The sequence below is a fragment of the Bradyrhizobium sp. CCBAU 21365 genome, assembly GCF_015291305.1.
In the GTDB taxonomy this organism is placed as follows: Bacteria; Pseudomonadota; Alphaproteobacteria; order Rhizobiales; family Xanthobacteraceae; genus Bradyrhizobium; species Bradyrhizobium elkanii.
The window spans coordinates 8,061,260-8,085,526 of sequence record NZ_CP030036.1 but is presented as its reverse complement, the minus strand read 5'-3'; the positions used below and the strand labels follow the sequence as shown (position 1 = coordinate 8,085,526).

At 61.9% G+C, this 24,267-nt stretch carries 25 protein-coding genes; 16 read left to right on the top strand and 9 right to left on the bottom strand.

Translation table 11 applies throughout. The annotated features are described in order from the left end of the window. The first annotated feature begins 9 nt into the window (after nt 1-9). The gene (locus XI02_RS38135) at nt 10-1,119 is read left to right on the top strand and encodes an MlaD family protein (RefSeq protein WP_172646811.1); all 1,110 of its coding nucleotides are present in this window, start codon (nt 10-12) and stop codon (nt 1,117-1,119) included. On the opposite strand, the gene XI02_RS38130 is transcribed toward XI02_RS38135, so the two are convergent. Both XI02_RS38130 and XI02_RS38125 read right to left on the bottom strand, forming a co-directional pair. Continuing rightward, nucleotides 1,116-1,409: a hypothetical protein gene (locus tag XI02_RS38130; protein ID WP_244981123.1), complete on the bottom strand. Its 294-nt coding sequence runs from the start codon at nt 1,407-1,409 to the stop codon at nt 1,116-1,118. The genes XI02_RS38135 and XI02_RS38130 overlap by 4 nt on opposite strands. A 223-nt stretch (nt 1,410-1,632) precedes the next feature. After that, nucleotides 1,633-1,890 carry a hypothetical protein gene (locus tag XI02_RS38125; protein ID WP_172646812.1) on the bottom strand — a complete coding sequence of 86 codons (258 nt, stop codon included), beginning with the start codon at nt 1,888-1,890 and terminating at the stop codon, nt 1,633-1,635. A gap of 149 nt (nt 1,891-2,039) precedes the next feature. Between XI02_RS38125 and XI02_RS38120 the strand changes: the two genes are divergently transcribed. Then, on the top strand, nt 2,040-2,333 hold the full coding sequence (locus XI02_RS38120) for a hypothetical protein (protein ID WP_172646813.1): 294 nt from the start codon (nt 2,040-2,042) through the stop codon (nt 2,331-2,333). 243 nt (nt 2,334-2,576) lie between these two features. Continuing rightward, complete coding sequence (locus XI02_RS38115) at nt 2,577-4,571, top strand: methyl-accepting chemotaxis protein (protein ID WP_172646814.1); 1,995 nt, start codon at nt 2,577-2,579, stop codon at nt 4,569-4,571. Between the two features lie 26 nt (nt 4,572-4,597). Here XI02_RS38115 and XI02_RS38110 read toward each other — a convergent pair whose 3' ends face one another. The 4 genes from XI02_RS38110 to XI02_RS38095 all read right to left on the bottom strand — a co-directional run bounded on the left by XI02_RS38110 (nt 4,598) and on the right by XI02_RS38095 (nt 8,368). Then, nucleotides 4,598-5,563, bottom strand: coding sequence for a helix-turn-helix domain-containing protein (locus XI02_RS38110; protein ID WP_069276611.1), 966 nt, complete (start codon nt 5,561-5,563; stop codon nt 4,598-4,600). A 101-nt stretch (nt 5,564-5,664) separates the two neighbouring features. Beyond that, the gene (fixJ, locus tag XI02_RS38105) at nt 5,665-6,273 is read right to left on the bottom strand and encodes a response regulator FixJ (protein ID WP_018273613.1); all 609 of its coding nucleotides are present in this window, start codon (nt 6,271-6,273) and stop codon (nt 5,665-5,667) included. Next, complete coding sequence (locus tag XI02_RS38100; RefSeq protein WP_194483277.1) at nt 6,270-7,700, bottom strand: PAS domain S-box protein; 1,431 nt, start codon at nt 7,698-7,700, stop codon at nt 6,270-6,272. The genes fixJ and XI02_RS38100 overlap by 4 nt, the downstream gene beginning before the upstream one ends. Nucleotides 7,701-8,011: 311 nt before the next feature. Next, complete coding sequence (locus tag XI02_RS38095) at nt 8,012-8,368, bottom strand: hypothetical protein (protein ID WP_172646816.1); 357 nt, start codon at nt 8,366-8,368, stop codon at nt 8,012-8,014. A 695-nt stretch (nt 8,369-9,063) separates the two neighbouring features. Between XI02_RS38095 and XI02_RS38090 the strand changes: the two genes are divergently transcribed. From XI02_RS38090 to ccoS, 11 genes are all read left to right on the top strand, one after another. Beyond that, nucleotides 9,064-9,810, top strand: a complete 747-nt coding sequence (locus tag XI02_RS38090) for a CBS domain-containing protein (RefSeq protein WP_172649048.1) — start codon at nt 9,064-9,066, stop codon at nt 9,808-9,810. Between the two features lie 228 nt (nt 9,811-10,038). Next, nucleotides 10,039-10,266, top strand: coding sequence for a hypothetical protein (locus XI02_RS38085; RefSeq protein ID WP_069276607.1), 228 nt, complete (start codon nt 10,039-10,041; stop codon nt 10,264-10,266). A gap of 115 nt (nt 10,267-10,381) precedes the next feature. Next, nucleotides 10,382-10,879 (top strand): hypothetical protein, encoded by a 498-nt coding sequence (locus XI02_RS38080; RefSeq protein ID WP_172646817.1) that lies wholly within the window; start codon nt 10,382-10,384, stop codon nt 10,877-10,879. Beyond that, a complete protein-coding gene (gene ccoN, locus XI02_RS38075) occupies nt 10,876-12,528 on the top strand; it encodes a cytochrome-c oxidase, cbb3-type subunit I (protein WP_069276606.1) in 1,653 nt (550 codons plus the stop codon). Before XI02_RS38080 ends, ccoN begins: the two co-directional genes overlap by 4 nt. An 8-nt stretch (nt 12,529-12,536) precedes the next feature. Beyond that, nucleotides 12,537-13,271: a cytochrome-c oxidase, cbb3-type subunit II gene (gene ccoO, locus XI02_RS38070; protein WP_018273606.1), complete on the top strand. Its 735-nt coding sequence runs from the start codon at nt 12,537-12,539 to the stop codon at nt 13,269-13,271. A gap of 10 nt (nt 13,272-13,281) precedes the next feature. Further along, entirely contained in the window at nt 13,282-13,446 is a 165-nt protein-coding gene (locus XI02_RS38065) for a cbb3-type cytochrome c oxidase subunit 3 (RefSeq protein WP_018273605.1), read from the top strand. 6 nt (nt 13,447-13,452) lie between these two features. Then, a complete protein-coding gene (gene ccoP / locus XI02_RS38060; RefSeq protein ID WP_069276605.1) occupies nt 13,453-14,325 on the top strand; it encodes a cytochrome-c oxidase, cbb3-type subunit III in 873 nt (290 codons plus the stop codon). A 96-nt stretch (nt 14,326-14,421) separates the two neighbouring features. Further along, nucleotides 14,422-15,879: a cytochrome c oxidase accessory protein CcoG gene (gene ccoG / locus XI02_RS38055; protein ID WP_194483276.1), complete on the top strand. Its 1,458-nt coding sequence runs from the start codon at nt 14,422-14,424 to the stop codon at nt 15,877-15,879. A gap of 16 nt (nt 15,880-15,895) precedes the next feature. Continuing rightward, complete coding sequence (locus XI02_RS38050; RefSeq protein WP_194483275.1) at nt 15,896-16,396, top strand: FixH family protein; 501 nt, start codon at nt 15,896-15,898, stop codon at nt 16,394-16,396. Between the two features lie 11 nt (nt 16,397-16,407). Further along, the gene (locus XI02_RS38045) at nt 16,408-18,594 is read left to right on the top strand and encodes a heavy metal translocating P-type ATPase (RefSeq protein WP_194483274.1); all 2,187 of its coding nucleotides are present in this window, start codon (nt 16,408-16,410) and stop codon (nt 18,592-18,594) included. Continuing rightward, complete coding sequence (ccoS, locus tag XI02_RS38040; protein WP_016845472.1) at nt 18,594-18,761, top strand: cbb3-type cytochrome oxidase assembly protein CcoS; 168 nt, start codon at nt 18,594-18,596, stop codon at nt 18,759-18,761. Before XI02_RS38045 ends, ccoS begins: the two co-directional genes overlap by 1 nt. Before the next feature lie 154 nt (nt 18,762-18,915). On the opposite strand, the gene XI02_RS38035 is transcribed toward ccoS, so the two are convergent. After that, on the bottom strand, nt 18,916-19,230 hold the full coding sequence (locus XI02_RS38035) for a hypothetical protein (RefSeq protein WP_172645830.1): 315 nt from the start codon (nt 19,228-19,230) through the stop codon (nt 18,916-18,918). Nucleotides 19,231-19,450: 220 nt separating this feature from the next. Here XI02_RS38035 and XI02_RS38030 point away from each other — a divergent pair, with 220 nt between their 5' ends. After that, nucleotides 19,451-20,629: an NnrS family protein gene (locus XI02_RS38030; protein WP_172646823.1), complete on the top strand. Its 1,179-nt coding sequence runs from the start codon at nt 19,451-19,453 to the stop codon at nt 20,627-20,629. A gap of 22 nt (nt 20,630-20,651) precedes the next feature. Here the strand turns inward: XI02_RS38030 and XI02_RS38025 are convergent, their stop codons facing one another. Together XI02_RS38025 and XI02_RS38020 are read right to left on the bottom strand one after the other, a co-directional pair. Then, nucleotides 20,652-21,227 (bottom strand): hemerythrin domain-containing protein, encoded by a 576-nt coding sequence (locus XI02_RS38025; protein ID WP_172646824.1) that lies wholly within the window; start codon nt 21,225-21,227, stop codon nt 20,652-20,654. Between the two features lie 34 nt (nt 21,228-21,261). Then, nucleotides 21,262-21,453, bottom strand: coding sequence for a hypothetical protein (locus tag XI02_RS38020; protein ID WP_172646825.1), 192 nt, complete (start codon nt 21,451-21,453; stop codon nt 21,262-21,264). A 58-nt stretch (nt 21,454-21,511) separates the two neighbouring features. Here XI02_RS38020 and XI02_RS38015 point away from each other — a divergent pair, with 58 nt between their 5' ends. Beyond that, nucleotides 21,512-24,256: an MFS transporter gene (locus XI02_RS38015; RefSeq protein WP_172646826.1), complete on the top strand. Its 2,745-nt coding sequence runs from the start codon at nt 21,512-21,514 to the stop codon at nt 24,254-24,256. Nucleotides 24,257-24,267: the final 11 nt, after the last annotated feature.

The following is a 24,267-nucleotide window of genomic DNA, read 5'->3' as shown; positions in this document are numbered from 1 at the left end:
GAGACGCATATGGAAATCCGCGCGCCCTACATCATCGTTGGTGCATTCGTGTTATCGGCGATCGTCGCCGTGTTCGGCTTCGTTTACTGGCTGAACAATGTCGGGGGGATCGGGAAACGGCAGACATATCAGCTGGTTTTCGCCGATCCGGTGCCCGGGCTGCTGGTCGGGGCGGGCGTCCTCTTCAATGGCATCCGCGTCGGCGAAGTGACCGCGCTTGCGCTGGTCCCGGACCGTCCGCGCGAGGTTCACGCCACGATTGCGGTCGCTGAGCGCACGCCGGTGCATAGCGATACGCGCGTCGGCCTCGACTTCCAGGGGCTGACCGGTGTTCCGGTGATCGCGCTGGAAGGCGGCGATGATCCCCAGGCGCCGCCGGCGCGTGAACCGCTGGTGGCCGAAAAGGGGGCCGGGCGGAGCATGACGCAGGCCGCCCGCGATGCACTACGCCGGGTCGATGCCGTGCTATCCGAGAACGCCGCGCCGCTGCACAGCACGATCGACAATCTCAGCACGTTCGCCGAAGGGCTCGCGCGCAACACGCCGAAGCTCGATGGAATTGTGGCCGGGCTGGAACGCATGACCGGCGGTGGTGCGCCCGCGCCGCGCAAGGTGGTGTACGACCTTCACGCGGTGGACGACTTCGGAGCGCAGCGCCATGCCAATCTGCCCGAGCAGCTGGTCATGGCGGAGCCGACCGCGATCGCACGCATGCAGACCCAGCGCTTCCTGTTCTCGCCGGATGAAGAAACTCAGGGGTTCGAAGGTGCGCAGTGGGGCGATAGTCTCCCGGTGCTGGTGCAGGCGCGGTTGCTGCAGAGCTTCGAGAATTACGACGTCGACCATGCGCCACTGCGGGCCGACAGCGGTGTAGAGGGTACGCCGCGCCTGCTGATCGACCTGCGTCGGTTCGAAATTGTGCAGGGAGCCCAACCGCGCGCGACGATCTCCCTGTCCGCGAAGATCGTCGATCGAAATGGGCGGGTAAAGGCCGCCAAACTTCTTGAGGGATCCGAAGGGATAAACTCGCTCACACCATCCGAGGCGGCAGCCGCATTCGATCGGGCCTTCGGGTCTCTCGCAAGAGAGCTCGTGATGTGGGTTGCATCGACGGACTAGCGACCTGTGCACAGCAGGCTGCGGCAGTGCCGCGCAATACTGACTTCCTCATTGGTCGGAATGACCAGTACGTCGACCGGGCTGCCCTTCGCGGCGATGCGTTGTTCGCCCTGTACATTTGCTGCCGTATCGATGCTGACGCCGAGCCAGGAGAGGCGATCGCAGACGCGTTGCCGGATGTCCGCGGCATGCTCGCCAATGCCGCCGGTGAACACCAGGCCGTCGAGGCCGGCAAGGGTATTTGCCATCACGGCGACTTCTGCGGCGACACGAAATGTGAAGAGATCGATGGCTTCGCGGGGCCTCGGGCTTGTGGCTCGCCAGCAGGGCGGCGAGCTCGGCTATGCGCTGGTTCACGCATCTGGCGCAGTGTTCGACAAAAAGATGCCCGGCAAAAGCCGGGCATTGAATATCGATACAACTCCAGGGAGGAGAGGTCGTCCTAACAGTTCTATTCAAGCATGCTATGGTGGGCGACGATTTGAGCTAGCGCAATAAATCGAAGATTGATTTTTAGTGGGAGTCAGGAGAAGGCCGTTCCTGCTCCAGGTCGTTTGGCACCATCCCATATGTCCGCAGCACGGTAGTTTTCACACCCGGATGGCCGGTGCGGACGACTGCCGCAGCACCAGCGTGGCCGAACGTTTTCCATAAGTGCTTGGCCTGCTCAATCGCCGCGGCAGGGCTGGCACACTTGGCCTGCTGGCCCGGAACGAGTTCGCCATCGGTCCGGTCGTAGGGCAGAGCAATGAAATGCGTGATCTCGTCCATCGATGCCCCTTTCTCGTTCGGTCGACTTCACCCAGCAAGCATTGTGCGACGAAGCTATCTTGATCCGCCTCAGATCACTTCGTTTGATCCGGATCAAGGCCGAATAGGCGCATCTCGTTGCTGTTGATGGGTTCGAAAGGGAGCTTTGCTTGCCATTGGGCTTCCTCCTCTCGAACTTGGACTGGGTCATGGTGATGGGAAACGTCGTGCACTTTCCGGAATCGCACCGGGCGAATTACGAAGCGGTGGCGTCCGGAGCGGACTTTCGCCAGTCCGTCCGTCAAGTACTATTGATGCTCGAACTGCAACTGCTCCAGATCAGCGGCTTGGTCGCTATGTGCCCGGCCGGAAGGGCCAGGACGAAGCTGCAGCAGCAGCACGACCAACTACTCGGTCGCCTTGCGACCGCGCGACAGCATGCGCGAGCGCTGATCGGCGATTGACGCCGGCCCACATTGCGGCGTCACCTGCCGCCAGAACGCAACATTTCATCGGATTGACGATAGATCGTCCGGCTCGTCGCCATGCGAAAAATGAGCTCTGCTGCAGGATTCCGATAGAGGATTTTACGTGAGTTAAATCTCGCGGTCCAATAGTCCGTACCGGTTCGGGCGAGCCCATATTGACTTGCCCTGCGCAAGTCAGATCTGGCAACCGTTTGCGACAAGTCTGTTTGGTGAAAAGCGATGAATTTCGGGATTTCTCTGGCGCAGCGCATCTACGCAATTATTGGGCTGAGCTTTTGCGGGCTGACCGGACTGGCCGCTATCCAGGCAAGCAATCTGGCAGATGCCTTGCGCGGGCAGCGGCAGAGCGAGTTGAGACACCTTACTCAACTGGCTCTTGGCATTGCGCAGGAGGAGCATGACGCGGCTGTCGGCCGGGGAGCGGATGGAGACGCCGCGCGTCGCAATGCAGCAGCCAGAATCGGCGCGCTGAGATTTGGGAACGGGGATTACTTCTGGATCAACGATCTTAGTCCCACGATGGTCATGCATCCGATCAAGCCCGAGCTCGACGGCAAGGATTTGCGTGACGTCAGGGATCCGACCGGCAAGCAGTTGTTCGTCGAATTTGCCGAGATCGTGAAGCGAAGAGGCGAGGGGTTTGTCGACTACCAATGGCCAAAGCCGGGTCTGGACACGCCGCAGCCGAAGCTATCGTTTGTTGTGGGCTTTCAACCGTGGAACTGGGTCATCGGGACAGGCCTGTATGTCGACGATCTCCAGGCGCAGGTCTGGGAGCGGGTACGAAGCATCATTACGATTGCTGCAGCGATCGTATTGTGCGTCGGGCTGGTAACACTGCTGCTTGCCCGACGGATATCCAAGGCTCTCGTCACAATGACGGGCGCCCTCAACCGGCTGAGCGGTGGTGATTTCGACATGAAGCTCCCAGGGCTCGAGCGGCCCGATGAACTGGGCGACATGGCGCGTTCAATCGAGCAATTCAGGGGCAGGGCCGCTGAAAAGGTGCGTGACGAGGCGAGGCAGGACGAAGAGAGGCGCCGCGCGGCCGAGGAGGCCCGGGCATCAGCGTTGCAGCAAATGGCCGCCAATGTCGAGAATGCTACAAAGGTTGCCGTCGGCGAAGTTGCCTCTGGTACGGACCGGATGGCAAGAAACGCCTCGATGATGAGAGATACGGCACTCACGCTGGAGAGAAACAGCAGCAGTGTCGCTGCGGCTGCCGAAGAGGCCCTTACAAATGCTCAGACCGTCGCAAAAGCATCCTCGCAGCTGGCCGCGTCAATATCGCAGATCGCCGATCAGGTGGGGACGTCGCGTTCCTTGACGCTGGAGGCCGTCACGGCATCGACGCAAGCCCAGGCCACAATCGCCAAGCTGTCGGAAGCTGCGTCAAAGGTGGGAACTGTGACGAGCCTGATCAGCGAAATCGCCGGCCAGACAAACCTCCTGGCGTTGAATGCCACAATCGAGGCCGCACGAGCCGGAACAGCTGGCCGCGGTTTCGCGGTCGTCGCGGCCGAAGTGAAGTCGCTGGCTGAACAGACCGCGCGAGCAACAAATGAGATCGCGCTGCAGATTGCCGAGATCCAGGAGGCGACGTATGCCTCGGTTGCATCCATGACTACCATTGGTGACGTCATTCGCAGCGTTGAATCTGTGTCAGCCGCAATCTCTGCCGCGGTCGAGGAGCAAAATGTCGTCACGGCTGATATTTCGAGGACGGTCGAAGAGACGTCACACGCGGCTCGCGAGGTCGCCTCCCAAATTGCCTCGGTATCGGCCGAAGCGGTCGAAACCGGTCGACGAGCATCGGAAATGCACGACGGATCGACGGCCATTGCGGAGAATGTGGCCGAACTGCGCACGACACTCATCCGTGTTATCCGTACGTCGACGACGGATGTTGATCGCCGACTGTCTTCCCGCGTCGTCTTTCGACGGTCCGGAGCATTGTCATGGCGCAGCGAGACGAAGCGTATCGAGGTCCGTGACTTGTCGCCGGGCGCGGTCTTGATCAACTGCACCTTGCCGGACGCAGCAATAGGCGAGCCAGTCGAACTGACGATCGAGGGGCTTTCATTCCGGCTTGGCGGTGTTGTGGGGCGTATAGACCGCGGCTCGGTGTTGATCTGTCTGAATCTGACGGCAGAGAGCGAGCAAGAATTGTCCGAGATACTCTCAGCCGAGCGAGCGCGGGCCGCAGCGGCCTAGGAGCGGCTTCTCGGGGGCGGGCGATTCTACTTGCAAGGTATGCTTGCCGGCTTGCCCTGCGCCTCGATGAGCGTCCTGGATGGTACTTCTCCAAAGGCAGCTCGATACATCCGTGAGAACTCACCCATGTGCCAAAAGCCATGGGCCAGGGCGGTCGCCTTGACTGTGAGGCCCGGGTAGCCCATGCGCAAATGCTGTCGAACAAGCCAAAGTTGACGCAGCCGTCGGTATTGATGAATGCCGGCGCCACAGATCGATTGTGCCGCGGTATGAAGCGTGCGCACCGAAATTCCGAGTTCGTTCGCTAGCTCATCGCACGTCTTGTTGGAGGCGGGGGTCGACATGATTGCATCGTCTATGTGATCAATAATCCGCTTGTAACGTTCCGCAATGTTGGCTTTGCCTCCTTCGAATGCCCCTCGATGAAATTCTTCATCGAGCGCGGAGAATAATGTTCCCTGTATTGCCAGCAACTGATGGACGTCGATCGGCTTCGATTGATGAGCCGCGAACCTCAAGGTCGATTGTATCAGGGTTTGAATAAATGCCAGCGAATCCCCTGGTAACCCAAGCAACAGGTAGCCCGCGCTCAACTCCGCCCATTTCAGAGCAAGATGATCCGACGGAATGGAAAGGATGGCAACCAGCCGGGGTTCCGGTTCGAACACCGTACAGTTCGCGCTTCCTTTGAGAACGATGATCGAATGACGGACTGCTTGCCCGTTGAGGCGCGCGGACGCGACCCGGTCCATCGGAACAACGAAGACGAGTCGATCGGACAGCTCGTAGCCGTTGATAATCCGTGGGAACGTTCGTACCAGCGAGAGGGTAGCTGAGGGCAACGACAGACTGGCCCGCAGAATGGAAGGCGGTGCTGCCGTGAGCGGAATGCTCGAAGCCTGCACATAGCGCTCGCTTTCGCGGAAATGATCGACGTCGGCATAGGCCTGCAGGTCGAGCGCAGGCGACGCGGAGAGTGCGTTGAAGAGCATTGGCTGCTACTCGATTCGAGCAATCCGCACACTCTCGTACCGTCACCCTCCAATTGAAATTACGTATAATTACTCATGCCACCGGGAGCGGCGGCCCTTGGCTAGAGCCCGGCAGCGATCGCGATCCGCATCAATTCCGACATGCTGCGCACATTGGTCTTGGCCATCAGGTTCGCCCGGTAAACCTCGACCGTGCGTGGGCTGATGCCAAGGTCGTGGGCGATCACCTTGTTGATCTTGCCTGCCACGAGCCCTCGCAGAACGTCACGTTCGCGCGGCGAGAGATCCACCAGGCGAGCTTCGGCCTCGCTCTTGGCCGTACCGTCGGCCGGTGCCGTCGACTGTGTTTGCAAGGCTTCGCCGATTGCACGCAGGAGCGCCTCGTCCTCGAACGGCTTTTCGATGAAGTCAACCGCACCTGCCTTCATCGCCTCGACCGCGAGTGCGACGTCTCCATGGCCAGTCATCAGAATGACGGGACATGCGACCGCGTCCGCCTTGAGCTTGCGGACCAGTTCGAGGCCGCTCATGCCGGGCATGCGGATATCGGATACGATGCAGTCGACCCTGCTGCCGGCAAGATGATCCAGAAAGTCGGTTGCCGTCTCATAAGTCGTTACGGCAAAGCCGTTGACGTCGAGAAGGAAGGCCAGTGAGTCCCGCATCGCGGGATCATCGTCGATCACGAGAATTGTGCGCCGCGCAGTCATGCTTCTTCTCCGTCCTCCGCGAACGGGAGGATGAACTGAAAAACCGTGCCGCCACCAGCGTTTGGCATCACGTCGATGCGTCCGCCATGGGACTCGATGATGGTCCGGCAGATCGAGAGGCCAACGCCCATGCCCTGCTCCTTGGTCGTGACAAAGGGCTGAAACAAACGGTCGGCGATATCGGGGCTGATGCCCGGGCCGGTATCGGCAATGGAAAACGTCGCAACACCGTTAGTCTTGGAGACGCCGACGGTCAATTCGCGGCGCGGGCCCGAGGCCATCGCCTCGATCGCATTGCGAACCAGGTTGAGCACGACCTGCTGAATCTGGATCTTGTCGACGATGATCGGGGGCATGTCCCGATCGCTGCGGATCGCTACCCGGACGCCTTGCTCCTTGGCGCCGAGCAGCGCCAGTGCGACTGCCTCTTCAAGCAGGGTGGCCGGGCTCTCCAGGGACTGTTGGGTCTCGCCCTTGGCGACGAATTCGCGCAGGCGCTTGATGATGTCGCCGGCCCGGAGCGCTTGCTGCGCGGCCCGCTCGAGCGCATCCCGAATGCGGGTCGCATCCGGTGCCTCCGACGCCAGCAGCGCCCTCGCACCGCGCATATAGTTCGTGATGGCTGACAGCGGCTGATTGATCTCATGCGCGATTGAGGACGCCATCTCCCCCATCGCGGTCAACCGCGAGACGTGGACCAGCTCGGATTGGAGCTCCTGAAGCCGCCGTTCCTGCGCACGGCGCTCAGTGAGATCGCGGATAAAGCCGGTAAAGAAACGCTCTCCCCGTACCTTGGCCTCGCCGACGGCGAGCTCCATCGGAAACGTCGAGCCGTCGCTTCGCTCCCCGACAACGATGCGGCCAATGCCGATGATGCGCCGCTCGCCGGTCGTAAGGTAACGCTCGAGATACCGGTCGTGCTCGCCGCGATACGGTTGGGGCATCAGGCCCGAAACGTTCTTTCCGACGACTTGGTCCGCTTTCCAGCCAAACAGGCGCTCGGCTGCCGCGCTGAAGGAGCGAATAATGCCGTGGTCGTCGATGACGATCATCGCATCAGGGACCGTGTCGAGGATTGATTGCAGATGGGCCTGGCGATTTCGCGCCTGATCGCTCTCCTTCAGTAGCCGGTCACCCATAAAGCCAAGGATCGGACCGAGGACAGAAAAACAGGCGATATCGATCAGATTCGCAGGCTCGGTGACCAGGCTCCTGCCGAGGAATTTGGCGCTGATGACGAGGCAGAGCAGGGTGGTGAGGATCGCCGGACCGCGGCCGCCGGCGAGCGCAGCAAACAGCACGGCGGGGACAAAGATGATCGTGAAGGTCCGGTCTTCGAAATAGTTATCGAGCCCCGCGCGCACCGCGAACACGAGTGCGGCCGCTGCCGCGGCAGTGCCATAGCGGTACCAGATGTGGTCGGACATATTCCCCCGGGCAAAGCCCTCAACTCGCCGAATATTACAACGTTCAGACGCTCGAAGCCACTAGCTGCTCTGTGCAGATGACCTATTTGACCCAGGCTCGCCAATGTGTGGGTTGTACCACGATGCGTTGGGCGGTCTCCACCCTCACCCAGCCGCCCGGGATGCGGCGACAAGGAAAGACGAGCTGGTGAATGGCGTTGCCCTCGATCACGGCGAGCTCTAGGTCTCGACCGAAGGGGGCCGTCGCGACCCCCTCCCATGTCGCGCCGGCGCCGGCCACTGGGCGCTCTGGAGCGTCGCGTGCCGGCACGTCAGGCAGCCTTCTGAGTAGCCTCGTCGACACCGCCGGTCTTTCGTGCAAACAGGTTCAGCTCGATCGTACCCAGAGAACGCGCGGTCTCGATCGCGTACGTCGCGTCGTTCGCGCTGCGCGCGGTGACGCCCTTGGCCCAGTCCTGCAGGGCCGTGATCTTCTCGGCCACCGAGGCGGTGGAATTGAACCTGCGGAAAAGCTCCCAGGCCTCGTTCGATTCGATCTGGATCTGTTCGAACCAGTGCTGATTCGCCTCGATCAATTTTTCCGAGAATTCCGACTGGACGGCCATCGCGCGCTTTGCGTAGCTCTGGATGGCGTCGGGGGCGGGACGGACTTCGCTCTGGTCTGTCATGCTAAAAATCCTTCGTTGGGGGAGGCCTTGCTTCCCATAGGGGCGGCACTTGCGTGTTGATATGCGTCAACTCGATAGCTTCCGGCCCGCACCGGTTCTTGCGATCAACCTAGCTGCGCTTGGGATCGACGACCGCGTCGGTTCGCAAGTTGACGAAGTGGATGCCGTCACAGCCGGCGCAGGAGATCGAGTACAGATTGTCAGCCAGAGACTCGGACGCCTCATCGGGAAGCAGGGCTTGGACGCGATCACCGGTGGTTGGACACGAGAAGATAATGGGGTGCCACGCCCTTCGGTCTGCCATTTGCACAATCCTGACGCAACAACATCTTCCGGCGGCACGCGTCGTGCCGCATTGACGCACGTCAAAATTCCGGGAAGACGGTCGAGACGGCGCCGACAGCCTAGAACGGGCGGCGGCGATGGGGCCGGACAGGGTTTGACCTGGCCGGCTGGCTTAGCGAAGGCCGCTTTGCCTGCAACATTATCCGGACGAAGGCCACGACAGCGATCGCGAGCGCTCCGATCGAGGCGAGCAGGTTCTGCAACATGATTTGTTCTCCTGACTGACTAGCAACATCGTCGATCATGGGCCGCGGAGCCTTGATTCCGGTCAAGTGCGGGCATTGAGCGAGATCAAGACGAATGAGCCGGTCATGTGTGAGCTTAGTGTAGATGTCGAAAGGAAAGCGGCAATGCGCGCGCATCAGATCATGGCGAGACATCTCGTCACTGTTGGAACCGAGACCTCCATTGTCGAAGCCGCCAAGATGATGATGGATCACCATATCAGCGGCCTGCCGGTGGTCGACGCGGCTGGAAGACTGGTCGGAATCCTGTCCGAGAGCGACTTTATGCGGCGAAGCGAGATCGGCACGCAACGCCGGCGCAACGGCTGGTTTAAGTTTCTTCTCGGCTCCGGCTACGCAGCCGCGGACTTTGTCCACGAGCGCGGACGGAAGGTCGGAGAGATTATGTCGTGCGACCCCGTCACCGTGACGGAAGAAACGCCCGTGTCTGATCTGGTCGATCTCATGGAGAAGAAGGGCGTCAAGCGGCTGCCAGTGATGCGCGACGGGCGCCTCGTTGGCCTCGTGACGCGGGCGGACCTGCTGCGGGCGGTTGCATCCATCGCGCACCAGATCCCGGATCCCACGGCGGACGACAACCATATCCACGATCGCATCGTGCGGGTGCTCGACGGTGCAAACTGGTGTCCGCTCGGGCTGCAGGTCTCGGTGCGCGACGGCGTGGTGCACCTTCGTGGGGTCATCATGGACGAGCGGGCGAGGCGGGCGGCGATCGTCGCCGCGGAGAATGCTGCCGGCGTCAAGGAAGTGCACGATCATCTGTGCTACGTTGATACCTATTCCGGCTTCTATATCCAATCCGCGGAAGACGAGCGAGCAGCTGCCGCCAAAGCGGAGGAGGCGGCAGGATGATCGTTCGCTCAGACTGGAAATCTCGCCACAAATGGTACCTCGTCCGGTCCGGTTGTCGTTCCTGATCACGTGAGCCGCACGTCGCGAAATGCGCGTGGTTCGCGCGGTCGAGATCGTTCAAGCTCTGCTCGCCTTGCAATACAGAGCAAGCCGTTGCGACAGATCAATACGGGCGCCTCGCACTGATGGCAGCGTCAGCAATAAGGAATCAGCCCATGCGAGGGTGCCATGCCATCATTCGACGTTCGTTTCATCAAGACTGTTTGCGACGACACCGGCCACGAACATCGCGCCTGCCAGGCAGTGTTCAAGGTCGACGCTGCCTCGCTTTCCGCGGCCGCACAGCTGGCCGAGGCCGACTTCTGTAGGCAGAAGGGTGTCCGCGACTGGACGATCTTTGCCGATTCCATGGAGCTTCGAACGCCGCCGACCTTGCCGTCGGCGTGGGGCGGCTGACGATCTTGGGTGGCGATCGAGATCGATTGCCGCGACATCGCGCACTTGACCAGGATCAAATCGGCAATCGGGTCTTTCGGCTAAAGGTGGAGCCGAAAGAAGGGATGTGTGAGAAATGGGCGACCGATCAGCTGGCAACAGTTCACCGCAATTCGAGAGTCTTTTGGCCCGCTTGCGGGCATTTCTTGCGCGTCGACACGAGTTCGATCTGTTGACCGCCAGGGAGGTCGACGAGATCGCTCACGAGCTCAATCTCTCGACGCCGGACCTTCGTGCCCTTGCTCGCGAGCAAGGTTCGCCGGAGTTGCTCCGCAAGCGTCTCGAGCATGCAGGCCTGTCCGAGCAGATGCTAGCTTCTTCCTATTGCGATGTGTTGCGTGATCTGCAGCGAGTGTGCGGTCTGTGCCGTGAGAAGGCTCGCTGCGCCGCGGATCTCGCGCGGGAAAGGCGGGCCAGTCCGGCACGATACTGTCCAAATGAACTGACCCTGACGGCGCTGAGCCGCGGCGCCAGCAGCGCGCGGCATGGCGCAGGAATTGATGCCGATCAAGTAGCTGGCGGCGAGATTATGGTCTCCACGACGTCACCGCGTCCAAAGAAAGCTTCCACATGACGAATCCATCTTCCGTTTCAAAGTCGATGACGATGGGTGAAGCCGGCTTGACGTCGGCACTTGCGGTTTTTGCCTTCGTTAGCTTTCTAGGCGCGGCGATGGGGCACGATGCGGCGTTCAGTTTTCACGCGTCGCTTGCTTGTGCCGCCAGCCTGATCTCCGTGGTCATGATCGGCAATCGCTACCTTGACCGTCCCGCAGAATTGCCACCGGCGGAGATAGGCGGGCGCCCCAATTACAACCTTGGCCCGATCAAGTTCGCGTCCGCCATGGCGATGTTCTGGGGCATCGCGGGTTTCACTGTGGGTCTGATCATCGCCATGCAGCTGGCCTGGCCGGCGCTTAATTTCGATCTGCCCTGGACGACATTCGGCCGCCTGCGGCCGCTGCATACGTCGGCCGTGATCTTCGCGTTCGGCGGCAACGTCCTGATCGCGACGTCGTTTTATGTCGTGCAAAAGACCTGCCGCACTCGCCTTGCAGGCGACCTGTCGCCCTGGTTCGTCGTGGTCGGCTACAACTTCTTCATCCTGATCGCCGGCACCGGCTACCTGCTCGGCGTGACCCAGTCGAAGGAATACGCCGAGCCGGAATGGTACGCCGACTTCTGGCTGACGATCGTCTGGGTGACGTATCTGCTCGTGTTCCTGATGACGTTGGTGAAGCGCAAGGAGCCGCACATCTTCGTCGCCAACTGGTTCTACCTGGCGTTCATTATTACCATTGCGGTGCTGCATCTCGGCAACAATCCCGCGTTGCCGGTCTCCTTCCTCGGCTCGAAGTCCTACATCGCCTGGGGCGGCGTACAGGATGCCATGTTCCAGTGGTGGTACGGCCACAATGCGGTCGGCTTTTTCCTGACCGCCGGCTTCCTGGCGATCATGTACTATTTCATTCCGAAGCGGGCGGAGCGTCCGGTCTATTCCTACCGGCTGTCGATCATCCATTTCTGGGCGCTGATCTTCCTTTACATCTGGGCCGGCCCGCATCATCTGCATTACACGGCGCTGCCGGACTGGGCGCAGACGCTCGGCATGACCTTCTCGATCATGCTCTGGATGCCGTCCTGGGGTGGCATGATTAACGGCCTGATGACGCTGTCGGGCGCCTGGGACAAGCTCCGCACCGATCCCGTCCTGCGCATGATGGTGGTGTCGGTCGCCTTCTACGGCATGTCGACCTTTGAAGGCCCGATGATGTCGATCAAGGTGGTCAATTCGCTGAGCCACTACACTGACTGGACCATCGGCCATGTGCATTCCGGCGCGCTGGGCTGGGTCGGCTTCGTCTCGTTCGGCGCGCTGTACTGCCTCGTCCCGTGGCTCTGGAATCGCCAGCTCTACAGCCTGAAGCTCGTCAACTGGCACTTCTGGATCTCGACCATCGGCATCGTGCTCTACATCTCCGCAATGTGGGTGTCGGGAATCCTGCAGGGCCTGATGTGGCGCGCCTACACCTCGCTCGGCTTCCTCGAATACTCCTTCATCGAGTCCGTCGAGGCCATGCATCCCTTCTACATCATCCGCGCGGCCGGCGGCGCGCTGTTCCTGGTCGGCGCCCTGATCATGGCCTTCAATCTCTGGATGACGGTCAATGCCGGCCGAGCCAGCGAAACCGAGGGCGCCGGCGCCCTCCAGCTTGCCGAATAGGTCACGACATGTCTCTCTGGAATCGACACAAGATCTTTGAGAAGAACTCGATCATCCTGATCGTCGGCATTCTCGTCGTCATTGCGATCGGCGGACTGGTCGAGATCACCCCGCTGTTCTACCTGAAGAGCACGATCGAGGCGGTCGACGGTGTGCGGCCCTATACGCCGCTCGAGCTCGCCGGCCGCAACATCTATGTCCGCGAGGGCTGCTATCTCTGTCATTCGCAGATGATCCGTCCGCTGCGCGACGAGGTCGAACGCTACGGCCACTACTCGCTCGCCGCCGAGAGCATGTACGACCATCCGTTCCAGTGGGGCTCCAAGCGTACCGGGCCGGATCTGGCACGTGTGGGCGGCAAATATTCCGACGATTGGCACGTCACGCACCTGATCAATCCGCGCTCGATCGTCCCGCAATCGGTGATGCCCGGTTACCCGGCGCTCGCCAGGACGGAGCTCGACCCGTCCGACGCCACGGCTCATCTGCGGACCAACCGTGCGGTCGGCGTGCCCTATACCGACGAGCAGATCGCCAACGCGGCCGCCGATCTCAAGGCGCAGGTCGACCCCGACAGCCCCGGCTCCGACGCGTTCCAGAAGCGCTATCCGAAGGCGGCGGTCCGCAACTTCGACGGCAAGGCCGGCAATCCGACCGAGCTCGACGCGCTGATCGCCTATCTGCAGATGCTGGGTACGCTCGTCGACTTCAAGCTCTACAACGAAAAAGCCAATCTGCGCTGAGGGCACCAGCATGAAAGCGATCGTTCAAGTCGAGAATTTCGCATCCAGCCTGGTCGGCACGCTCTGGACGCCCATCTTCGTTGGAATCTTCATCGCCATCGTCGCCTACGCGCTGTGGCCCCGCAACAAATCTCTCTTCGATGCTGCAGCCCGGATGCCGCTGCGGGAGGACTGACCGATCATGAGCGAGCACAATGAGATCGACCGCGTTTCCGGCCGCAGCACGACCGGTCATGAGTGGGACGGCATCAAGGAGCTGAACACGCCGCTGCCGCGGTGGTGGGTCCTGACATTCTATGCCACGATCATCTGGGCGATCGGCTATTGGGTCGTCTATCCCGCTTGGCCACTGGTCTCGGGCTACACCACCGGTCTGTTTCAGTATTCCACCCGCGCCAGTGTCGCGACCGACCTTGCCGATCTTGAGAAGCTGCGTGGCGAGAAGATGGCGGTGCTCGGCAACGCGTCGCTGGCCGACATCGAGAAGGATCCGGCCCTGCTGGCGTTGGCGCGCGCCCGCGGCAAGACGGTGTTCGCCGATAATTGCGCACCATGCCACGGCAGCGGCGGCGCGGGCGCGAAGGGCTATCCCAACCTGAACGACGACGACTGGCTGTGGGGCGGCTCGCTCGACCAGATCATGCAGACCATCCAGTTCGGCGCACGCTCGGGACACGCAAAGACCCATGAAGGGCAGATGCTGGCGTTCGGTCGCGACGGCGTCCTCAAGAAGGACGAGATCGTCACGGTCGCAAACTATGTGCGCTCGCTTTCCGGCCTTTCCACCGCGCCGAAGTTCGACGCCGCGGCAGGGAAGAAGCTCTTCACCGAGAACTGCACGAGCTGCCACGGCGACAACGGCAAGGGCAATCCGGAACTCGGCGCGCCGAACCTGACCGACCAGATCTGGCTCTATGGCTCCGACGAGGAGGCGCTGGTCGAGACCATCACCAATGGCCGCGCCGGCGTGATGCCGGCCTGGGTCGGCCGTCTGGATCCGGTCACCGTCAAGGCGCTGGCGGTCTATGTGCACTCGTTGGGCGGCGGCAAGTAGCCGCCACCGCGAGGGCGTCCGGGATCATTGACCAAGGTCAAACCCGGACATGGTGCAGAGATGTAGGTTTCAACCAGAGCCTCATTCGAGCAACCCATGAACAAGCCCGTGCCGCCTGATGAACTCATGACCGACGAAGACGGGCCGCTCTACGCGCCTCGCAAGAAGGTGTACCCGCAGAGCGTCTCCGGTCGGTTCCGCTCGATCAAGTGGCGGCTGATGGCCGTCTGCCTCGGCGTCTACTATCTGCTGCCCTTCGTACGCTGGCATCGGGGTCTCGGCGCGCCCGACCAGGCGGTCCTGATCGATTTCCCAAATCGTCGCTTCTATTTCTTCTTCATCGAGCTCTGGCCGCAGGAAATCTACTATTTCACCGGCCTTCTGGTACTGGCGGCGCTCGCCCTGTTCCTGATGAATGCGCTCGGTGGCCGGATCTGGTGCGGCTATCTCTGCCCGCAGACGGTCTGGACCGATCTGTTCTATGCGGTCGAGCGGCTGGTCGAAGGTGACCGCCGCGCGCAGATCAAAGCCGACGCTGGCCCAATGACCGTAAAGCGAGCCGGTCGCCGTGCGTTGAAGCACGCGACCTGGTTGCTGATCGCCTGGTGGACAGGTGGCGCCTGGGTGCTCTATTTCGCCGATGCGCCGACCCTCGTGCGCGATCTGGCGACTTTTCAGGCGCCGGCGATCGCCTATGTCTGGATCGCGATCCTGACCGCGTCGACCTATCTGCTGGCCGGCTACATGCGTGAGCAGGTCTGCGTCTATATGTGCCCGTGGCCGCGGATCCAGGCCGCGCTGACCGACGAATGGGCGCTCAACGTCACCTACAAATACGATCGTGGTGAGCCGCGTTGCTCGGTGAAGAAGGCGTTCGACATTCGCTCGCTCGGCGAGAAGGCCGGCGATTGCATCGATTGCAACCAGTGCGTTGCCGTATGCCCGACCGGGATCGACATTCGCGATGGCGCGCAGCTCGGCTGCATCCAGTGCGGCCTATGCATCGATGCCTGTGACGCCGTCATGACCAAGGTCAGCCGTAAGACCGGTCTGATCGGCTACGACAACGACATCAACGTTCAGCGGCGCGTCGCCGGCAAGCAGGAGATTTTCAAGCCTGTTCGCGCCCGTACCGTCGTCTACGCCGGCCTGATCACCGTGGTCTGCGCCGTGATGCTTTACGCGTTGATGTCGCGAACCTTGCTCGACGTCAACGTGCTGCACGACCGCAACCCGATCGCGGTGCGTCTCAGCGACGGCGCGATTCGCAATGGATACACGCTCCGCTTCCTCAACAAGCGCGGCTTTGATCGTGTGATCGCGATCGATGTCGATGGACCGGCCGACGCGAAGCTACACGTCATCGGCGCGGACTCCGTGACGCCAGATCGGCCGATGATCGTTCTTGCGCGCGATACCACCACCGAACTGCGCGTGCTGGTGACGGCGCCGTTCGATGAAAGGGCGGAAAAGTCGGTGCCGGTCACATTCCGCGTCACCGATATCGGTCTCGGAGAGGTCGCCTCCGCGACCGACCACTTCGTCCTTCCCTAATCACGGAATTTTTACCATGGCAGCCTCAAGTCCAGCCACGCGACCCATCACCGGACGTTTCGTCCTGGTCACGACGATCGCGTTCTTCGCCGTCGTCATCAGCGTGAACATGGTCATGATGCGCCTTGCCATCACGACTCTTCCGGGCACCGAGGTCGACAGCGCCTACAGCGCCAGCCTCGCCTATCAGCGCGAGATCAATGCGGCCAGACAGCAGAACGAGCGCGACTGGCAGGTCCAGGCGCATGTCGATCGGCGGCCTGACGGCAGCGCCGCAATTGCACTCGAGGCGCGCGACCACGCCGGAGCGCCGCTGACGGGAATGAGTTTCCTCGCTCGGCTCGAGCGGCCGATCGATCGTCGCGCAGACCGGGCGATCGAGATCGCCGAGGCTGGGGGTGGGAGCTATAGCGGTCGCGCCGAGGGCGTCGCCGCGGGACAGTGGGACCTCGTCATCGAGGGCGACGCTGATGGCCGCCGCATGTTCCTGTCGAAGAACCGAATCCTGCTGAACTGAAGGTGCATCCTATGCAGGCGGATATCGACTTCTCTCACTATCTGAAGAGCGCGGGCACCGGGCTCATCCATCTCGATCTCGCTGTCGAGGGCATCAATTGCGCGGGCTGCATGGCCAAGATCGAACGCAATCTGTCGGCCATACCTGACGTCACCTCTGCCCGCGTGAACCTAACGGACAGCCGTCTTGCGCTCGAATGGAAGGCGGGTGCTCTTGAACCGGCGCTGTTCGTAAGTCGGCTCGCGGAGCTCGGCTACAAGGCCTATCCGTTCGAGCGCGATGATGCCGAGACCCTGGAGGCCCGACGGGCACAAGGCCTGTTGCGCCGGCTGGGCGTCGCGGCCTTTGCCGCCATGAACGTGATGATGCTGTCGGTCCCGGTATGGTCCGGCAACGTCTCCGACATGCTGCCGGAGCAGCGTGATTTCTTCCACTGGCTGTCGGCGCTGATCGTGCTGCCGGCCGCGGCCTATTCGGCGCAGCCGTTCTTCTCGTCGGCGTTGTCAGCCCTGCGAGCGCGCGGCGTTAACATGGACGTTCCGATCAGTATCGGCATCATCCTGGCGCTGGCAACCTCGGTGATCGAGACCGTAAACCACGCCGAACATGCCTATTTCGATGCCGCGATCATGCTGATCGCGTTCCTGCTCGCCGGTCGCTATCTCGACCAGAACATGCGGCGGCGCACTCGCGCCTTTGCCAGCAACCTGGCTGCCCTCAAGGCGGAGACCGCGACGAAGTTCATCAGTCCGACCGAGATCAGAACGGTCCCGGCAGCCGCGATCCGGCCAGGCGACATCGTGCTGCTGCGGCCCGGCGAGCGCTGTTCGGTCGACGGCAATGTGATCGAGGGCCGCTCCGAGGTCGACCAGAGCCTGATCACGGGCGAAACCCTGCCGGCGATGGCGTCGCCCGGCAGCGCGGTGTTCGCGGGCACGCTGATCCGTTCCGGCACGTTGCGCGTCCGCGCGTCGGCAGCCTCGGGCGGCACGCTGCTCGACGAAATATCACGGCTGCTCGATCACGCGCTGCAGGCGCGCTCGCGCTATCTGCGTCTGGCGGAGCGGGCCTCGAGGCTCTATGCCCCGGTCGTGCACGCGACGGCGTTGCTCACGATGCTCGGCTGGCTGGCCTATGGCGCGAGTTTTCATGACTCGATCGTGACGGCGATTGCGGTCCTGATCATCACCTGTCCCTGCGCGCTGGGGCTTGCCATTCCGGCCGTGCAGACCGTTGCATCCGGGGCGCTGTTCAGTTCGGGCGTGCTGCTCAACGCCGGCGATGCAATCGAACGCATCGCCGAGATTGACCGGGTGATCTTCGACAAAACGGGTACTTTGACGCTGCCCGAGCTCGATGTCGCCAACCTTGCGGACATCCCGGATCACGTCGTGAAGCTCGCGGGCCGGCTGGCACTCTCGAGCCGTCATCCGGTCGCGGCCGCGGTGGCGCGCAAGGCGGGGGCGGCCTCACCCCTGCCGGACATTGAGGAGGAACCGGGCCAGGGCGTGCACGGCTTCCATGAGGGGCGTCCGATCCGGCTGGGCCGCCCGTCATTCTGCGGTGCCGACGACCTCGCCAACGAGATTCTGTGCCGGGATCCGGAAGCCTCGGTCGTCGCGTTCAGCCATGGCGAGAGCAGGTATGCCTTCGCGGTTCGGCAGCGGCTGCGGCCGGACGCGGCGGAGGTGATCGCAGCGTTGACCCGCATGGGCATCGTCGTCGAGATCGTGTCCGGGGATCGCGAGCCAGCGGTCCGGCATGCGGCAAGGATGCTGGGCGTGCATGAATGGCGTGCGGAGGTCTCTCCGGTCGACAAGATCGACCGGATCGAGGAGCTGGTGCGCCAGGGCTGCAAGGTACTGATGGTCGGCGACGGCTTGAACGACGCGCCGGCTTTGGCAGCGGCGCACGCCTCGATGTCGCCTGTTACGGCCACGCACATGAGCCAGGCAGTTGCCGATTCTGTCTTCCTTGGTGAGCGGCTTATGCCGGTCATGGTCGCGGTCAAGGTGTCCCGCAAGGCGCTGCGGCTGATGCGGCAGAATCTCTGGCTTGCCGTCGTTTACAACGTCCTGGCAGTACCGATCGCGATCGCCGGCCTGGTCACGCCCCTGATCGCGGCGGCGGCGATGTCGGGTTCGTCGGTGATCGTGATGCTCAATGCGCTGAGGGCGCGAGCGAGGGAGGCACTCTGATGGAGGTTCTGGTCATTTTGGTGCCGCTGGCTCTCGCACTTGGCTTTGCCGGCCTGCTCGGCTTTCTCTGGTCACTCAAGAGCGGACAATATGACGACCTCGATGGCGCGGCCTGGCGCGCCATCGCCGACGATGAGCCCGCCAATGGTCAAGGCCGGTCCAAGTAATGAAAGTATACCAACGAAACCACCGCGGCGATGGTCATTGCCGTTGAGGCGAGCGCTAGGACCAATGTCCAGTCCATTCGGCGCGACTGCGGCACCCGCGAGCGGAGAAGCAGGACCGCGACCAGCCGGTTGATGGCACCAAACCGCGCCATCGTCAGCAGCAGCACATCGGCAGCACGTCAGGCCGCCAGTAGCGCCAGTGCGTCGCCGACACAGTAACAGGTTGCATCGTTACGGCGTCCAGCCACCCCTCGGTGTGGCGGATGCAGGGGATACCGAGCGGCTGATGTTCGCCATCAATCATTGCAAGTTCGATCACGCAACCGAATGGCGCCGACGCGATGTCGCGCCATCCCAAAAGGGTGAGCCGGCAAAGCCATGATGTGAATGTGTGGCGCAGCAACATCGCCTCCGGTCGATGTTGTTCCTTGTCGCACGTGTAGCAGTTCGAGCGATTGACGTGGCTCAACGTCTCCGGTGCGACGGCGAGGGGGCTGTTGACCCAGCTCAATCCAGCAAGCGGGAGGGCGGCATATTCTTGAGAGGTGCCCGCGGCAAAGGAAAGCCGGAGCGAGCGCCAGGGAGTATCGCGGGCCAGGTTTGACGCAGATCAATTCAAGATTCGCGGCGTCGCGATTGATTTGCATCGCGCAGTATCGTGCCAGACCCGCTGAACAAGGAAGACGTCCATGGCGACGATGCAGAAGTCAAGGAGCTACCGGGGCCCAGCACTGTTCTCCCACGGTTTTCGGCCGTTCTTTCTGTTCGGCGCCATCTACGCCGGCGCGATCGTTCCATTGTGGATGGCGGTCTTCGTGGGGGATGTCAGCCTTCCAACCGCGTTCGCATCACGGGACTGGCACGTGCATGAGATGTTGTTCGGTTATGTGGGTGCGGTGATAGCGGGCTTCCTCCTGACCGCCGTTCCGAACTGGACAGGACGTCTCCCGATCCAGGGCGGTCCACTCGCCGCTCTGTTCGGCGCCTGGCTTGCCGGAAGACTGGCCGCGACATTCTCAGGCATCATCGGCTGGCAATTGGCGCTTGCGATCGACACTGCGTTCCTGCTCTCGCTCGTCGCCGCAGCCGCCCGCGAGATCATCGCTGGACGAAAGTGGAGCAATCTGAAGGTGGTGGGCATCGTGTCGCTGCTTGCGGCCACCAACATCGCTTTCCATATCGAGGCACATTTCAATGGCGTCGCGGACTATTCAGCGCGGGCCGGTGTTGCGCTGGTCGTTACGCTGGTTTGCGTGATCGGAGGGCGGATCGTTCCGAGCTTCACGCGCAACTGGCTCTCGAGCCAGAAGCCGGGTCGGCTGCCTGTTCCCTTCAACCGATTCGACGCGGCGACGATAATTGTCGGCGCGTGCGCTATGGGCGCATGGGCGGCGGTTCCTTCCGGTCGCGCGGTTGCAGGTGCTCTGGGAATTGCTGGAGTGCTCCATGTTATCCGACTCGTTCGCTGGGCCGGCCATCGAACGATATCGGACCGGCTTGTCCTGATCCTCCACGTTGCCTACGCGTTCGTGCCTGCCGGTTTTTTCCTGGCGGCACTATCTTCGCTAGACCTCGTCGCACCCAGCGCAGGGGTTCATGCCTGGACCGGCGGTGCGATCGGTTCGATGACGATCGCCGTGATGACGCGGGCGTCGCTCGGTCATACGGGGCAGGCGCTTTCAGCATCCACTGCCACTCAGGCCGTTTACGCCTCGATCATCGTCGCAGCGCTGGCGCGGATATGCGCCTCTGTTGAGCCGGCCTATTCGATCGCGCTGCTGATGATCGCGGGTATCGCATGGACAGGAGCGTTTCTGGGTTTCGCGCTCGCTTACGCCCCGCTGCTGTGTAGCGCTCGCAAGCTCTGAGACGGCGATGACGGATCATGGATCAAAGCTTGACTTGGTGGCGTTCCGCTTCAGCCTCCTGCTCCAGTCGCAGAATATGCGCTCTCAAGGCATCGAAGGTCTCTTCGGCGGCTTCGCTGAATAACGGATCCTTGTGATCGGTTAGGGCCGAAGCGACCTCCGTCCAATCCTGGGGCAATAGAGCCTTGAGCGCCGCCGGGAAGAAATCACGCTCTTCCACCATCATATGGTGGCGCTCCTTCACTATGAAATCTCGTATGATGCGGCCGACCTCCTGTCGAGGAAGCTCGCGATCCGCGAGGACACCATCGATCGCCTCAGCGAAGCGGCGCAAACGATCGGCTCCATCTGCGTGCTCACGTGCTAGATCGCCGACGGTTGCAGCCGCATCCGGATCGCGAAGCGTCAGCTTGGCGAAGATCAAGTCTTCCTGGGGATGATGGTATACCTCCGGGTAGACTTTGAAATAGCTGATAATCGCTCGAATAACCTCATAGTCGGGGCGACGGCCGCGCTCAAAGAGCTGAAGTTCCCGCTCAAGGACAGTGAGGAGCAAATCAATATTGCGATGCTCTCGGCGCAAAAGATCGATAATCACTGCAGCGCCTTCCTCAGAGGAGATACCTAGATAACTAAGGTAGGCCGAAGCCGGTTTCGCCTTTTTGCGCCAGATCAAACCTGAGCCGAACAAAGTGCAGCGCCTCCTCGTTCAAAAAGGCGGAAGGCGGCAATGCTGCGATTTCGCCCGCCGCGTCGATCCAGCGGCTATCGCTCGCAGAGACGCCGCGCGGCTGATTTAGCCGGGCTCGTTTGATCTGGCGCAAATCAATTCAATTCAAGTTCTGCGATCCATGCTTTGCAACAGCCATTCCGAGGGGCACCATGGACGCTGCAGGTTCGAGCACCAAACGCGAAAGCCGGGCACTTTGGCTTTCGACGATTTCCTTCACGATCTGCTTCGCAGTCTGGACGATTTTCTCGATCATCGGGATTCGGATCAAGCAGGAGCTTGGGCTGAATGATACCGAGTTCGGTTTGCTGGTTGGCACACCGATTTTGAGCGGATCGTTGATCCGGCTGGTGCTGGGCATCTGGACCGACCAGTATGGTGGGCGGCGGGTTTACACCGCGGTGATGCTGTCCGCGGCGGTCGCAACCTATCTGCTGACGTGGGCACATACTTATCCCGGATTCCTGCTCGCGGCCTTCTTTGTCGGCATCGCGGGTGGCTCGTTTGCAGTCGGCGTGGCTTATGTCTCGCGGTTCTATCCGGCAGCCAAGCAGGGAACCGCGCTCGGGATTTTCGGCGCGGGTAATGTGGGTGCCGCGGTGACAAAATTCCTCGCGCCGTTTGTGCTGGTCGCCTATGGCTGGCAGGCCGTGGCCCAGATCTGGGCACTCGCCATCGCCGTGATGGGCATCATCTTCTGGATATTCTCCGACGAAGACCCGGTCGTTCGTGCGCGTCGCGAGCGGCATCAGCAGCCGAAAAGTGCCTGGCTCGAGCTCGCGCCCCTGATGAATGTCCAGGTCTGGCGCTTTGCGCTGTACTATTTCTTCGTGTTTGGCGCCTTTGTCGCGTTGTCGCTCTGGTTGCCGCAGTACCTGATCAAGGTCTACGGCGTCGACATCAAGACGGCCGGCATGATGGCCGCAATGTTCTCGTTCCCCGCCAGCGTGTTCCGTGCTTATGGCGGCCATCTCTCCGACCGCTATGGCGCGCGGCGCGTCATGTACTGGACGCTCCTGGTCGGCGCTGCCGCGACCTTCATCCTGTCTTATCCGCCGACCGACTACTTGGTGAAGACGGTCAACGGTACGGTCGGCTTCCATCTCGAGATGGGATTGGTGCCGTTCGTGGTGACCGTGTTCGTTCTGGGCTTCTTCATGGCGCTCGGAAAGGCTGCGGTCTACAAGCACATCCCGGTCTACTATCCGCAGAATGTCGGCGCGGTCGGCGGCTTGGTCGGCATGATCGGCGGCCTCGGCGGTTTCGTGCTGCCGATCGCGTTCGGCGCGCTGGTCGATCTGACGGGGCTCTGGACCAGCTGCTTCATGCTGTTGTTCGTACTGGTCACGACCGCGCTGGTCTGGATGCACGTCTCCATCAGGCAGATGGAGCGTGGCGTGGTCGGCGAAGCACTCAAGAAGCTTCCCGAACTGCCCGAGATGCTTGACATTCATCAGCCGCAGCATGTCGGCGCGCTGTCCGGCGCCGTCCTCACCGACTGGCGCCCGGAGGATGCCGCGTTCTGGGCCGGCGGCGGACGGGCGATCGCCCGGCGCAATCTTTGGATTTCGATCCCGGCGCTGCTGCTGTCCTTTGCGGTGTGGCAGGTCTGGTCGGTGGTGGTGGCCAAATTGCCGTCGGTCGGCTTCCAGTTCACGACCGACCAGCTGTTCTGGCTTGCGGCGCTGCCCGGCATATCGGGCGCGGTGCTGCGGATATTCTACTCTTTCATGGTGCCGATCTTCGGCGGACGGCTGTGGACCACGCTTGCCACCTGGTCGCTGCTGCTGCCCGCCGTCGGTATCGGCTATGCCGTGCAAAATCCGGCGACGCCGTATCCGGTCTTCCTGGGGCTCGCGTTGTTGTGTGGTTTCGGCGGCGGCAATTTTGCCTCCTCGATGGCCAACATATCGTTCTTCTTCCCCCGCGCGGAGAAGGGAAACGCGCTCGCGCTCAATGCGGGTCTCGGCAATCTCGGCGTAAGCGTCGTGCAGTTCGTCGTGCCGATCGTGATCACCGTGGGCGTGTTCGGTTGGTTCGGGGGCGATCCGACCGCGGTCAAGAGCGGGAGCACCGAAGTGCCGCTCTGGCTGCAGAATGCCGGCTTCATCTGGGTGCCGTTCATCGTCGCCAGCGCCTTTGCGGCCTGGTTCGGCATGAACGACATTGCATCCGCCAAAGCCTCGTTTGCCGACCAGGCGGTGATCTTCCAGCGTAAGCACAACTGGATCATGTGCTGGCTCTACACCGGCACTTTCGGCTCCTTCATCGGCTACTCGGCGGGCTTCCCCCTGCTGACGAAGACCCAGTTTCCCGCCGTCGATGCGCTGCAATTCGCCTTCCTCGGCCCGCTGGTCGGGGCGCTCTCGCGATCAGCCACGGGCTGGATGGCCGACAAATGGGGCGGCGGCCGCGTGACCGTCGGCGTGTTCGCGCTGATGATGGTTGGCGTGCTCGGGGTGCTTTATTTCCTCGGTATCAAGGATCAACCCGGCGCGTTCTGGGGATTCTTCGCGATGTTCCTGCTGTTGTTCTTCGCGACCGGCGTCGGCAACGCGTCGACCTTCCAGATGATCCCCAACATCATGCGGCAGGAGATGAACCGCCTGATGCCGACCGCCGATCCCGCGACCCGGTTGCGCCAGGCCGAGAAGGAATCGGCCGCCATAACCGGCTTCACCTCCGCGATTGCCGCGTTCGGGGCATTCTTTATTCCGAAGTCGTTCGGCACCTCGATCGACCTCACTGGCGGCGTTCAGGCGGCGCTGTGGGGATTCTTCATCTTCTATGTGACCTGCATCGTCATCACTTGGGCTGTCTATACCCGCAAGGGTGGCCTGCTTCACGACATCGAACGGCGCGCTCGGATCTCGCCCGCCACCCAGCCCGCGGAATAAGGAGACGAGGG

What these genes read in the sequence shown, in the direction of transcription:
- XI02_RS38135 (WP_172646811.1), top strand. Translation starts at nt 10, where the DNA reads ATGGAAATCCGCGCGCCCTACATCATCGTTGGTGCATTCGTGTTATCG.
- XI02_RS38125 (WP_172646812.1), bottom strand. Translation starts at nt 1,890, where the DNA reads ATGGACGAGATCACGCATTTCATTGCTCTGCCCTACGACCGGACCGAT.
- XI02_RS38115 (WP_172646814.1), top strand. Translation starts at nt 2,577, where the DNA reads ATGAATTTCGGGATTTCTCTGGCGCAGCGCATCTACGCAATTATTGGG.
- XI02_RS38110 (WP_069276611.1), bottom strand. Translation starts at nt 5,563, where the DNA reads ATGCTCTTCAACGCACTCTCCGCGTCGCCTGCGCTCGACCTGCAGGCC.
- fixJ (WP_018273613.1), bottom strand. Translation starts at nt 6,273, where the DNA reads ATGACTGCGCGGCGCACAATTCTCGTGATCGACGATGATCCCGCGATG.
- XI02_RS38100 (WP_194483277.1), bottom strand. Translation starts at nt 7,700, where the DNA reads ATGTCCGACCACATCTGGTACCGCTATGGCACTGCCGCGGCAGCGGCC.
- XI02_RS38095 (WP_172646816.1), bottom strand. Translation starts at nt 8,368, where the DNA reads ATGACAGACCAGAGCGAAGTCCGTCCCGCCCCCGACGCCATCCAGAGC.
- XI02_RS38090 (WP_172649048.1), top strand. Translation starts at nt 9,064, where the DNA reads ATGCGCGCGCATCAGATCATGGCGAGACATCTCGTCACTGTTGGAACC.
- XI02_RS38085 (WP_069276607.1), top strand. Translation starts at nt 10,039, where the DNA reads ATGCCATCATTCGACGTTCGTTTCATCAAGACTGTTTGCGACGACACC.
- XI02_RS38080 (WP_172646817.1), top strand. Translation starts at nt 10,382, where the DNA reads ATGGGCGACCGATCAGCTGGCAACAGTTCACCGCAATTCGAGAGTCTT.
- ccoN (WP_069276606.1), top strand. Translation starts at nt 10,876, where the DNA reads ATGACGAATCCATCTTCCGTTTCAAAGTCGATGACGATGGGTGAAGCC.
- ccoO (WP_018273606.1), top strand. Translation starts at nt 12,537, where the DNA reads ATGTCTCTCTGGAATCGACACAAGATCTTTGAGAAGAACTCGATCATC.
- XI02_RS38065 (WP_018273605.1), top strand. Translation starts at nt 13,282, where the DNA reads ATGAAAGCGATCGTTCAAGTCGAGAATTTCGCATCCAGCCTGGTCGGC.
- ccoP (WP_069276605.1), top strand. Translation starts at nt 13,453, where the DNA reads ATGAGCGAGCACAATGAGATCGACCGCGTTTCCGGCCGCAGCACGACC.
- ccoG (WP_194483276.1), top strand. Translation starts at nt 14,422, where the DNA reads ATGAACAAGCCCGTGCCGCCTGATGAACTCATGACCGACGAAGACGGG.
- XI02_RS38050 (WP_194483275.1), top strand. Translation starts at nt 15,896, where the DNA reads ATGGCAGCCTCAAGTCCAGCCACGCGACCCATCACCGGACGTTTCGTC.
- XI02_RS38045 (WP_194483274.1), top strand. Translation starts at nt 16,408, where the DNA reads ATGCAGGCGGATATCGACTTCTCTCACTATCTGAAGAGCGCGGGCACC.
- ccoS (WP_016845472.1), top strand. Translation starts at nt 18,594, where the DNA reads ATGGAGGTTCTGGTCATTTTGGTGCCGCTGGCTCTCGCACTTGGCTTT.
- XI02_RS38030 (WP_172646823.1), top strand. Translation starts at nt 19,451, where the DNA reads ATGGCGACGATGCAGAAGTCAAGGAGCTACCGGGGCCCAGCACTGTTC.
- XI02_RS38015 (WP_172646826.1), top strand. Translation starts at nt 21,512, where the DNA reads ATGGACGCTGCAGGTTCGAGCACCAAACGCGAAAGCCGGGCACTTTGG.